This window comes from Caballeronia sp. LZ003 (assembly GCF_031451465.1).
Classification (GTDB): Bacteria; Pseudomonadota; Gammaproteobacteria; order Burkholderiales; family Burkholderiaceae; genus Caballeronia.
In genome coordinates this window covers 2,597,330-2,607,416 of record NZ_JARUXJ010000001.1, presented here as the reverse complement: position 1 = coordinate 2,607,416, position 10,087 = coordinate 2,597,330, and the positions used below count along the sequence as shown (strand labels likewise).

At 59.5% G+C, this 10,087-nt stretch carries 13 protein-coding genes and 1 pseudogene; 13 read left to right on the top strand and 1 reads right to left on the bottom strand.

Translation table 11 applies throughout. From position 1 onward, the window contains the following. Positions 1 to 23 precede the first annotated feature (23 nt). From QCE79_RS11800 to QCE79_RS11755, 10 genes are all read left to right on the top strand, one after another. On the top strand, positions 24 to 617 hold the full coding sequence (locus QCE79_RS11800) for a hypothetical protein (RefSeq protein ID WP_309844315.1): 594 nt from the start codon (positions 24 to 26) through the stop codon (positions 615 to 617). A gap of 295 nt (positions 618 to 912) precedes the next feature. Continuing rightward, a complete protein-coding gene (locus tag QCE79_RS11795; RefSeq protein ID WP_309844314.1) occupies positions 913 to 2,211 on the top strand; it encodes an integrase family protein in 1,299 nt (432 codons plus the stop codon). Positions 2,212 to 2,314: 103 nt separating this feature from the next. Then, positions 2,315 to 3,070, top strand: coding sequence for a helix-turn-helix domain-containing protein (locus QCE79_RS11790; RefSeq protein ID WP_309844301.1), 756 nt, complete (start codon positions 2,315 to 2,317; stop codon positions 3,068 to 3,070). 230 nt (positions 3,071 to 3,300) lie between these two features. Continuing rightward, positions 3,301 to 3,510, top strand: coding sequence for a DNA-binding protein (locus QCE79_RS11785; RefSeq protein ID WP_250462456.1), 210 nt, complete (start codon positions 3,301 to 3,303; stop codon positions 3,508 to 3,510). A gap of 392 nt (positions 3,511 to 3,902) precedes the next feature. Continuing rightward, on the top strand, positions 3,903 to 4,091 hold the full coding sequence (locus tag QCE79_RS11780) for a hypothetical protein (RefSeq protein ID WP_309844298.1): 189 nt from the start codon (positions 3,903 to 3,905) through the stop codon (positions 4,089 to 4,091). Then, positions 4,084 to 4,512 carry a hypothetical protein gene (locus QCE79_RS11775; RefSeq protein WP_309844295.1) on the top strand — a complete coding sequence of 143 codons (429 nt, stop codon included), beginning with the start codon at positions 4,084 to 4,086 and terminating at the stop codon, positions 4,510 to 4,512. Before QCE79_RS11780 ends, QCE79_RS11775 begins: the two co-directional genes overlap by 8 nt. After that, positions 4,505 to 4,735 (top strand): hypothetical protein, encoded by a 231-nt coding sequence (locus QCE79_RS11770; RefSeq protein ID WP_309844293.1) that lies wholly within the window; start codon positions 4,505 to 4,507, stop codon positions 4,733 to 4,735. Before QCE79_RS11775 ends, QCE79_RS11770 begins: the two co-directional genes overlap by 8 nt. Further along, positions 4,732 to 4,962, top strand: coding sequence for a transcriptional coactivator p15/PC4 family protein (locus QCE79_RS11765; RefSeq protein ID WP_250462463.1), 231 nt, complete (start codon positions 4,732 to 4,734; stop codon positions 4,960 to 4,962). The genes QCE79_RS11770 and QCE79_RS11765 overlap by 4 nt, the downstream gene beginning before the upstream one ends. Further along, on the top strand, positions 4,959 to 5,294 hold the full coding sequence (locus tag QCE79_RS11760) for a hypothetical protein (protein WP_309844290.1): 336 nt from the start codon (positions 4,959 to 4,961) through the stop codon (positions 5,292 to 5,294). Before QCE79_RS11765 ends, QCE79_RS11760 begins: the two co-directional genes overlap by 4 nt. Further along, positions 5,291 to 8,080, top strand: coding sequence for a DUF927 domain-containing protein (locus QCE79_RS11755; RefSeq protein WP_309844287.1), 2,790 nt, complete (start codon positions 5,291 to 5,293; stop codon positions 8,078 to 8,080). The genes QCE79_RS11760 and QCE79_RS11755 overlap by 4 nt, the downstream gene beginning before the upstream one ends. Positions 8,081 to 8,165: 85 nt before the next feature. On the opposite strand, the gene QCE79_RS11750 is transcribed toward QCE79_RS11755, so the two are convergent. Further along, a complete protein-coding gene (locus tag QCE79_RS11750; RefSeq protein WP_309844284.1) occupies positions 8,166 to 8,354 on the bottom strand; it encodes a hypothetical protein in 189 nt (62 codons plus the stop codon). Between the two features lie 500 nt (positions 8,355 to 8,854). Between QCE79_RS11750 and QCE79_RS11745 the strand changes: the two genes are divergently transcribed. The 3 genes and pseudogenes from QCE79_RS11745 to QCE79_RS11735 all read left to right on the top strand — a co-directional run. Next, positions 8,855 to 9,472 (top strand): DUF3164 family protein, encoded by a 618-nt coding sequence (locus tag QCE79_RS11745; RefSeq protein ID WP_309844283.1) that lies wholly within the window; start codon positions 8,855 to 8,857, stop codon positions 9,470 to 9,472. Positions 9,473 to 9,546: 74 nt separating this feature from the next. Then, the gene (locus tag QCE79_RS11740) at positions 9,547 to 9,753 is read left to right on the top strand and encodes an HNH endonuclease signature motif containing protein (protein WP_309844282.1); all 207 of its coding nucleotides are present in this window, start codon (positions 9,547 to 9,549) and stop codon (positions 9,751 to 9,753) included. A 91-nt stretch (positions 9,754 to 9,844) separates the two neighbouring features. Beyond that, positions 9,845 to 10,087, top strand: a pseudogene (locus tag QCE79_RS11735) (hypothetical protein); the annotation flags it as partial.

Sequence of the window (10,087 nt, the reverse complement as noted above, 5' to 3'; positions counted from 1 at the left end):
AGCGTCGAGGAGCATTCAGAAGCATGAGCAAACGAGAGCAAGCCAACGAGGAGCTTTTAGAAAAGCTCAAGGGCCGGACAACACATGCCATCCAGCGATATTTCTTCTCGCACGGCGTGTGCGTGAGCCGGTTGGACATTCATCGCGCGATGCGGCTGCCGGAACACGAACCGACTTTTCTCGCGCTGAGACCTTCGTTTGCGCAGGTCAACGAAGCGATCGGTTTGCTGGGCGATATCGGATCGTTGTCGCTTCCGTCGAAGGAAAAGTCGATGCGCGCGGTGTACGAGATCGAAGCGCGGTTGCAAGAGCGGCACGGCGCCGTCGACGGATTGCATGCGGCGCTCGCGCGACTCGATGTGGCCATGCGTTCGGTGCCCGCCCAGCCAAAGCTTTGGCCTCATGCGGCGTGGAGCCTGCTATTGCTGATGATGGCTTACATCGAGTGGCCATTCGCGCTCGCCGGACTGATCGTGTTCGGCGCCGGACTTGGCAAGCACTTGAAGTACAAGCGGCGCCGTGCAGACGCGGATCGCGCTGTGAGCGAGGCCAACGCGAATTTTGAATCGGTAGCGGCGCTTGAGTTGACGCCAAGGGTCGAATTGCTCGAACGATGAAGACTAGTGCTGGTGTGAAGCCAGCGAAGAAAAAGGAAAGGGCCGCGCTAAGCGCGGCCCTTCGATTTCTTTGGTAGGCCGTACGGGATTCGAACCTGTGACCAACGGATTAAAAGTCCAGATCTGGCACTATCTATTATTGTTGATTTGAGTCGTGTAACCCGTCGAAACCCTTACTGGGCAAGCCTTTGCGCCTCCGACCAACGGATCTTTGCGTTGACCGAAATTGACTGTTTACGCCAAAATCGGGTTACACAGCGGTTACACGGATGAGCTGTGTGTCTACAGGGTTGGCATGTCAAAAGTGAAATTTACGGCGACGCGTATTCGCGCTCACGTATGTCCAGAAGGAAAGTCGCAAGCGTTTTTGTGGGATTGTGGGGCGACCGGGCTCGGGCTACGCGCGACTCGGTCGGGCGCAAGGACTTACATTTTCCAAGGTAAGCTTCACGGCTCAACACTGCGCATCACGATCGGCTCACCGGATGCTTGGACGATTGCGCAGGCACAAGACGAAGCACGTCGCTTGCAGCGGTTGGTCGATGCCGGTAAAGATCCCCGGGAAGAGGCTGCCGAGCGCCGGGCGGCAAGCTTGGCGAAGCAGGTAGAAGAGCGCCGCCGAGATGTGACGGTCGGCGAAGCGTGGGAGGCGTACATCGAGGACCGCCGGGGTCGATGGAGCCAGCGGCACTATCAAGATCATCTTCGCCTATCAACAGCAGGCGGCATCCCGTACCGACGAGGCAGGGGTACAACGATGCCTGGTCCTCTCGCGCACCTCATGGCACTGAAGCTTTCAGAGCTTACCGGTGAGCGTATCGCTGTGTGGTTGAAGTCTCAAACCTCCGAACGACCGACGATGGCTGCGCTTTCGTACCGGCTGCTCAGGGCCTTCATTCGATGGACAGAGGACGTCGATGAATACTCCGGCGTCGTACCAGCGGGCTCCTACAATGCTCGTCGCGTAAGAGATGCCGTGCCGCGCGTTCGTGCGAAAGAAGGCGATGTGCTTCAGCGCGAGCAGCTTAAGCTTTGGTTTGATGCTGTGACACGACTCGATAATCCGGTCATCTCGGCCTATCTGCAAGCGCTCTTACTGACTGGTGCGCGACGCGAGGAAATGGCCGCACTGCGCTGGAGCGACATCGATTTTCGTTGGCGCAGCCTTTCACTGTCCGACAAAGTTGAAGAAACGGGGCGCGTGATCCCGCTAGGCGCTTATCTCTCCATGCTGCTCAGCGGGTTGCCTCGGCGCAGCGAATGGGTTTTCAGCAGCACAAGCTCGGCGGATGGACGCCTTAATGAACCGTCCAAGGGGCACGTAAAGGCGCTCGCCGTGGCGGGGCTACCGCACGTTAGTCTCCACGGCCTGCGCCGCTCGTTCGGAACGTTGTGCGAATGGGTTGAGATGCCCGCCGGCGTGAGTGCGCAGATCATGGGCCACAAGCCCAGTGCCCTTGCCGAGAAGCACTACCGTCGGCGGCCGCTCGATCTGCTGCGAGCTTGGTACGACAAGATCGAGGCTTGGATTCTCGCGCAAGCCGGTGTTGAATTCGACGCATCGCACACAATGAGCTTGCGCGCGGTCAATTAGCTCCAGCTTTGCTCCCGCCTTGCTTTAGCGGGCGAAGAGCCGAGACCCCTTCACTCGGTCTGGCGTGAGCACCTTATTGAAGGTCTGCATGCAAGGATGCAAGATGATTCAACCTCCGCACGACCTCCTTGACCTTGTGATAGATGCCATTGAGGGCGAGGAAGTCGATAAGCAAACGAGCATGGTGGACGGCGTTGAACAAACGGTCGAGCTGCGCTGGTTTGGCCCTGAAAAGTGGATATACAGGGTTCACGAACGGGGCATTCTGAGCCCGCTGCAATTTCTCGCGATCGTGGACTTTGTTTTGAATGACTGGTACGACCCTGAACAGGACGAACGTCTGCTGATCGATGGCTGGTTTCGTGTACTGATGGAAGCGGCACAGCAGCGCATCATCGTTCCACGCAACCGTCATTCTTTGCTGCCGCTCGACTCAATTGACGATTGGAACGGTTGGCTGTTGAGCGTGACGGATGCGAATGCATTCATCGCATCGCTGGGCATGAAGTGGACCTTTACTGAGGCCGCTGCTCATCTTTTTGCCGAAGGTTCGAACCCTAGCGGCGTTCAGTTCGACCTGATCGGTCCCACTAGCGACAAACACGGCTCGGACAATGAGCCCGAATCGCCGAAATTCGAGAACCCTTACTCACCGAAACTTACCGCAGAACAGCGCGCTGAGATCGTGCGGCGTGTGAACGACGGCGAAACGCACAAGGCTCTGGCCGCTGAGTTCGGTGTCACGCCCCAAAGCATCAGCAAGACAGTGGCGCGCGCCAATGAGCGCACCAGAGGCGGCGCGACGAGTCACAGAATGCCGATAAGGGTGTTCTCCAGCATGGGCGTGAATGGCGCATAGCGACCGAATAAACGGAAAGCGGTTGTCTGCCCGGTTGCGCAACCACCCGCAACCCCTTACTCAACGGCACTCAATGGTTGTTGTTTGGTTGTGCACGGTTGTTGCAGGCAAAGTATCAACGCCGAGACACATTGCCGAGCAAGGTGGAACGTCGAGGCGTTGAAAGCGCATATCGGCACGTGATCAACGCTCGATGTTTCGCCCGCAAGGCGAACCCTAATAGCGTTGAGATGAACCAGCAGAATCTTTTAGACCGCGCCGACCTTCCGGCAATCATGGCCACCGCAGAGGCGGCGGCCGCAATCAATCGCAAGCCACAAACGTTGCGCAAGTGGGCGTGCCTCGAAAACGGCCCCATCCGCCCGATTCGCATTAACGGCCGCCTCGCATGGCGCGTGAAGGATCTCCAAGCGCTGCTCACGGATGGAGATCGGTCATGACCGGCAAAAAAAGGGCTGGCTCGAAAGCCAGCCGAACGTGGACCAACAAGTCATGCGGAACAAAGAGTAGCCGAGCGCGCACATCAGGGCGATTGTTCCCGTACGAGAATGCCAATGTCTTGACGAGATCGGAATCTGTCGTCTATCCTCTGAATCGTGGGAGGAGACACCTCTTGCTCGGGATTTGCAGCCCGGATTATGTCGGCGGACGACCGCCTCAGTGCGGTTTTTTTTCGTCCGTATGCCTTTGCGCGCCTGTCAATGGGCGGGCCTTGGCAGGGGAGCGCTCGCGCTCGCCGGTGCCGACGTTCCGGTCTGCAAACCCTGTCATGCGCCCGCCCACCCCATTTTGCAGTGGGGAGCGGGCTTCCAACATAACGTCGGAGGCCGCAATGCGTGCTATTTCTTTCGCTCGTTCAGAGCAAACCGTTCCCCTCGTCTACATCGACATCATTCAGTGCGCCCAACACGCCTTGCGTGAAGCCACGCTGGCCGCTTCCGATCTGGATGCGTTGGACATTACCGGCGATGCGCTACGTCAGCTCGTGGACATCGCCCGTGCGGAGGTGCGCCATGACTAACACAACACGCGACGTTATAGATCAAACACCGTCGGCAGCTGGCTTGCTCGCATTTTTCGCAGAGCGCTTTGACATGGCGCACGCCTCGGATAGCGAGCTGCAATTCCTCGCTGACTGCTCATGTGTTGCAGTCGATGCAGCGTCGTCGTTGAGCACCGTTACGTCCGCCGTTGGTTGTTTGATCGCGAGCGACCGAAGCGCCGAGCCTAAGCAAGTCCGCTCGGGCGCGTTACAGGATGCCGACCAAACGCTCCTGCTTCACCGCATCGCTAGTGAAACCGAGCTGATCGGACAGATCGCAGAAATCGCCTCGGACGCCGACTGCACGCTTCGGCAGCGGTTGATCGACCGTCTCAAGATCGAGCGCTCTCGTCGTACTTACAGCGATGAGTACTCCTTACAGGAGGGAAGCGATGGCTAAGCACCTCGAGATGGCGGCGAAGGTTCAGCAGTTCCACGATGTCTTGCAAATGTTGCTGATCGCCATTGCGGACCTTCCTGTGAGCGACGACCACCCTGTCTACGGTGTCGTTCGCATGTTGATAGATCAGTCTGCTGGCGTCGCAGAACAGCTGCATGAATACGCGCACGCAGATGGCGTGCGCCACGGTCAGTGCGCGATCGGTTCGAAGGAGGATGTATGAGTACGGTCGATCAGGACAAGGTGGTGATGGAGATTCAGAAGAGCGCGACGCAGCGCATCCGCATCGTTCATCGCTGGTACAAAGGCCGCGAGTACGTCGATGTCCGGCTTGTGGTCGCTAATGCAGCGGGTGAGTTCGTGCCGACGCAGAAGGGCATCATGCTGCGCCCGGAATTGCTGCCGCAGATCATTCAGGGGCTGACGCTGGCCGCGCGGGAGGTCGTATGAACGAGAACTACAAACTCGGCATTCCAATCGCTGAAGGCGAATACGCGAGCCCGACTGAATGCGTGCTGATGTGCGGTTTCCTTGTGTTCCATGCAAAGAAGGCTGATGACGACGTGCGTCAGTTCGCGCGCCGCGTGCTCGACGTGGTGTTCGCCGCGGCCGCCGAGAACGGATTTCGCAACAGCGATCTGCTTGAAACCATGATGTCCAAGCGTGAACCATCGCCGCGCATGCGCGTTCTCGCGGAGCAGGCGACGGCGGCGATCGGCGACAACCTTGCTTTCGCTCGCGTGGTTGCACGGGCAGGTGTCATTGCGGGAGGCAAGCAATGAGCACCGTCTTTGATCATCACCAGCGCATCCTCGAAGCACTGTCATACATCCCGCCGGACTGTGAGCGAGACGTATGGTTTCGAGTTGCGGCCGCGTTGAAAAACGGAGAAGGCGAAGCAGCGTTCGAGACGTTCGACACGTGGAGTAAGGCGAGCCCGAATTACTCGGCCGCTGACACGCGTGACACTTGGCGCTCGATCCGTCCGGATGCAGGCATCACGATCGCAACGCTGTTCGCGATCGCCAAGCAGTACGGCTACAACACGCGCTCGAAAGTCGGTACGGTTGTCGATCCGAAGGAGGTCGAGCGTCGTCGTGCTGAGCGCGACACCCGTGTTGCGCAGGACGCGCAGAAACGAGAGGTGAAACGCAAGCATGCAGCATCGCTTGCGCTTGCCGTCATCGAGAAGGCCGGGTCTGCACGCGATGATCATCCGTATCTGTTGTGCAAGGGTGTAAGTGCTGTTGACACGCTGCGCGAAATGGATGCCGCGAAGCTTCAGAGGCTGATCGGCTACCGTCCACAGTGCGGCGGCTCGCACCTCGAAGGCCGGATTCTGATCGCGCCGGTGACGATCAGCGGCGCGATCACGACAGTCGAGATGATCGATGAGTCGGGGCGCAAGTCCGCCTTGGCGAACGGCGAGAAAGCGGGCGGCTGTTGGTTCGCGTGCGCCCTGCCCGAGAAGTCCGAGCGCATCCTCATTGCTGAAGGTGTCGCCACGGCGCTGTCGGCTCACCTGTGTACGGGTGATGCGGCTGTGGCGGCGCTCTCGGCAGGCAACCTCATGAAGGTTGCTCAGGCAATGCGCGCGGCCCATCCCGACGCCGAAATCACCGTGCTGGCTGATCTCGGCAACGGGCAACAGAAGGCAGTCGAGGCGGCGCGATCCGTAAATGGCAAGGTCGCGCTGCCGGACTTCGGCGATAAGCGTGCAGACAACGAAACCGATTTCAACGACATGCACACACGGTTTGGCGCGGCCGCAGTCGCCTCGCAGATCAAACAGGCTACAAAGCCCGATAGCGGCGCCCCGTCTGACCAGCGCGCCGCAGGAGCGACAACTGCCGGTGAGGGCGAGCTCGAAGCACATTACGAGTGTCGTCAAGACGGGCTGTACTTCGTGGGCGTGAAAGTTGATCGCGACAGCGGCAAGACCTTGTATGTAGCCCCGCTGTGGCTGTGCAGTGCACTGGAGGTACTGGGCGACGGCCGCGATGAAGCGGGGCGTCAACACCGAGTGCTCCGTTGGCACCGCAAAGGAAATCGCGAGGAAATTCACCATGCGATGCCCAATGCCGACATCGGGGAGCGTGAGGGGTGGGCGACGATGCGCTCGCTTGGGCTGTCCGTCGCGCCGGGGCGCGCAGCACGTGAGCGACTGGCTTATTACCTGCAAGAGGAAGGTGGCGATGTCTGGCACGAGATCACCGGCATGACCGGCTGGCAATACGGTGCTTTCGTGCTGCCGTCCGGGGAGTTCGTGGGCAAGCCTTCGTGCCCGCTGGTCTACAACGGCGGGGTGCCAAAGAAGTCAGCCTATCTGGCTGCTGGCACGGTGGAGTCATGGAAAAGCACGGTGGGAGAACTCGCGCGCGAGAACCCGCTTGTTACCGCCGCCATCGCATGCGCCTTTGCTGGCCCGCTGCTGTCGATTATTGGCGCGCGGGACGGCATCGGCCTGCACTTCTACACGCAGAGTTCGAGCGGCAAGAGCACGGCGGGCGATTGCGCAGCCTCAGTATGGGGAGAGCCGCGCGGCATCATGCACTCGTGGGATGGAACCTCGTTTGCCCTCTCCCGCACCGCAGAGTACGCCAATGACGGCCTGCTGTACCTCGACGAAATCGGCGCGGGCGATGCGCGCAAGATCGGCCCGAGCATCTACCAGATGTTAAACGGCGTCTCCCGCCTGCAAGGCACGAAGAGCGGAGGCGTAGTTGCTTCGCGTTCGTGGCGTCTTACGTTGATCAGTACAGGCGAGGTCGGCATGTCTCAGTACCTCTCGGAGGGCGGACTGACGCCACGTGCCGGGCAGGAGGTTCGGCTGCTGGACGTGCCTGCCGATGGGGGCGAGCACCGTGCGTTTGACTGCATCCATGGGCGCAAGGATGGAGATGAATTCTCGACGGAGCTCACCGTTGCTGCTCGAACCAATTACGGCACGGCGGGGCGTGCGTTCGTGGCGTGGCTGATGACCCATCGTAACGAGGTGGAGCCGTGGGTGAAAGCTACACAGGACGACATGCTCGGCGCAATAGATTCAGAGCATCCGAATGCCGCGCCGATCGTCAAGCGTGCCACGCGTAAGTGGGGCGTGCTGGTGGCCGCCGCCGAGATGGCGTCAGAGGCGGGCTTGACCGGCTGGACGCGAGACGACGCCCGCACGTGGGTGATGAGTGCATGGGCGCGCTGGTTGCAAGCGTTCGGCACTAAGGACCGCGATCAGGAGCGGCTGCTGGAGCAGGTGGACGGCATGCTTGCCGCAAATGAGCGCAGCCGATTTCAGGAGGTTTATCAAGATGGCGGGCGCAGCACGTGCACCGGAGCGATTCTCGGCTATGTGCGCTACGACGAAGGCAAACGGCCAACCTTCGATGTGTTGCCCTCTGCTTTCAAAACTGAAGTGATCGCCGGTTTCAATGAAAGACAGGCGTGTCGCGCACTGCATCAGGAGGGGATGCTTGCAAAGCCCAAGGGGCACAACGGGTGGACAACCTACGCGGGCAGACTGCTAGGGCGAGTCTACCGTTTAAGTCGGCGGCCCGTTATCGACGAAAAATGATTAGACGGCGATCCTACAACACCGTTGGTTAAGGCTCAATTTCCCGTATGGGCATTTCTGCCTGCAACACCTGCAATCCTGCAATTCAAATCCAAAGCACTGATTTATATAGGTTTTTTGTTGCAGGCAAGTTGCAGGTGTTGCAGGTTTTATTGTTGATCTCAACAGGCAGTTGCAGGTAAAAACGCTCGCCTGCAACGGCGCCTGCAACATCGAAGCCCCGCTGGTAATGGGTTTGCAGCCCGAATTGCAGGTTTGCAGGTGTTGCAGGCAAAAATCTGCATACATAGAGTGTGGGGAAACTTCGCAACAAACTTGGACGACAGGAAAATGAAGGCAACCAATTCGCTGATGCCGAGCGTTTCCAGACACGCTGGGCCTGGTGACGCTCTACACCGGCCAGACCCGGTTCGCATCGGGTCGGGCAAAACCTACTGGCGGTCGGGGTTTTGAGGTAGGCAACGCAGTCCGACACGCGTCGCATGATTCGACAGGTTGGGCGACAGTCGATCTATCGCGGGAATTCCGGAGATAGGGTCGATGTTGACAGAAGGGGCGAGAGTTTCACTCGCCCCTTTTCGTATTTGCAGTGGCGAGAAAGTGGCGAAGTGCACCGCGCAAACCCGCGTCATTGCTCGATTGTCACATTCTTGTGGGTCATCCGTTCAGGGCCACCCCGCGTCCACAGCGTCGCATATCATTGCTAAGAGTGAGCTTTTTACGACATATAATTTGTCGATCAGTCAACAGTAAATTCACTTATTCGAATCCATCGTGAACTCGCAATCCGTTATGCCCGGCTTCGTCCTTGACGCGCGAGGCCGCTACGTCCCCGAATCAATGGTCAAGCCCGTTGATCGTCTGCGCGACCAAACGGTCATGGCCCTGATCGACAGTGCAAAGCAACATCAGAAGCAGCTCCTTGCATTCAAGGAACGGGCCTTTGCTGATGTCGCCGCGTTCGTCGAAGTCAGCAGCGAGCAGTACGGCGTGCGTATGCGGGCCATCAAGGGAAACATTTCGCTGGTGACCTTCGACGGGCGCTATAAGGTCGTGCGGCAGATCGCCGAGCACATCCAGTTCAGTGAGCAATTGCAGGCGGCCAAGGAGCTGATCGACGCGTGCATTCACGAGTGGACCGAGGGTAGCAGCGACGAGATCAAGGCCCTGATCAACGAGGCGTTCCAGGTGGACAAGCAGGGCAACGTCAGCACGGCCCGCGTGCTTGGCCTGCGTCGCCTGTGCATCAGTCATCCGACGTGGGACACCGCCATGCGCGCGATCTCCGACAGCATCTGCGTGACAGGGACCAAGCCCTACATCCGTTTCTACGAGCGCGACGGCGCGACCGACGCATGGCGTGCGATCAGTCTTGATCTAGCCAGCCTGTGACAGGTAGGGCTCGGACCCGAGGCCGTCGATGGCTGCGCATTCGAGGTCGCATCCTTGAGCGTGACCCGATCTGCATGCGTTGCGCATCGGCCGATCAAGTTAGGGAATCAGTGATCGTGGACCACATCATCCCATTGGCCCAAGGCGGCACGGATGACGAGTCGAACCTGCGCGGGCTGTGCACGGCCTGCCACGACGCCGTGACGCGTGAGCAATTCGGGTATCGAGAGAGGAAAGCGTTTGGCGTGGATGGTCTGCCGGTCGAGGGCGAGTGGACGTGATGGGCGGGGGGTAGGTCGATTTCTGGCGGCGCGCGGGGCGGACACCGACCGTTCCCCTTCGCGACCATAAACGTGGACAAAAAAAGTAAAAATGGCTCAACGGGGAAGGAAATCCGCAGCGTCGCTGGCAATCGCGCCAACGGCGCCGATCGCGCTCGAGCAGCGTCTCGCACCGCCGATTCACCTCAATGACGCGGAGCGGACCGTATGGCTGGAGCTCGTCAACGACCAACCAGCCGGCGCATTCAGCGCGACTCACGCTCCATTGCTGGAGATGTACTGTCGGCACGTCGTCAATGCCCGCACGCTCGCCGATGAGCTGCTCAACTTTGAG

What these genes read in the sequence shown, in the direction of transcription:
- QCE79_RS11800 (WP_309844315.1), top strand. Translation starts at nt 24, where the DNA reads ATGAGCAAACGAGAGCAAGCCAACGAGGAGCTTTTAGAAAAGCTCAAG.
- QCE79_RS11795 (WP_309844314.1), top strand. Translation starts at nt 913, where the DNA reads ATGTCAAAAGTGAAATTTACGGCGACGCGTATTCGCGCTCACGTATGT.
- QCE79_RS11790 (WP_309844301.1), top strand. Translation starts at nt 2,315, where the DNA reads ATGATTCAACCTCCGCACGACCTCCTTGACCTTGTGATAGATGCCATT.
- QCE79_RS11785 (WP_250462456.1), top strand. Translation starts at nt 3,301, where the DNA reads ATGAACCAGCAGAATCTTTTAGACCGCGCCGACCTTCCGGCAATCATG.
- QCE79_RS11780 (WP_309844298.1), top strand. Translation starts at nt 3,903, where the DNA reads ATGCGTGCTATTTCTTTCGCTCGTTCAGAGCAAACCGTTCCCCTCGTC.
- QCE79_RS11775 (WP_309844295.1), top strand. Translation starts at nt 4,084, where the DNA reads ATGACTAACACAACACGCGACGTTATAGATCAAACACCGTCGGCAGCT.
- QCE79_RS11770 (WP_309844293.1), top strand. Translation starts at nt 4,505, where the DNA reads ATGGCTAAGCACCTCGAGATGGCGGCGAAGGTTCAGCAGTTCCACGAT.
- QCE79_RS11765 (WP_250462463.1), top strand. Translation starts at nt 4,732, where the DNA reads ATGAGTACGGTCGATCAGGACAAGGTGGTGATGGAGATTCAGAAGAGC.
- QCE79_RS11760 (WP_309844290.1), top strand. Translation starts at nt 4,959, where the DNA reads ATGAACGAGAACTACAAACTCGGCATTCCAATCGCTGAAGGCGAATAC.
- QCE79_RS11755 (WP_309844287.1), top strand. Translation starts at nt 5,291, where the DNA reads ATGAGCACCGTCTTTGATCATCACCAGCGCATCCTCGAAGCACTGTCA.
- QCE79_RS11740 (WP_309844282.1), top strand. Translation starts at nt 9,547, where the DNA reads ATGCGTTGCGCATCGGCCGATCAAGTTAGGGAATCAGTGATCGTGGAC.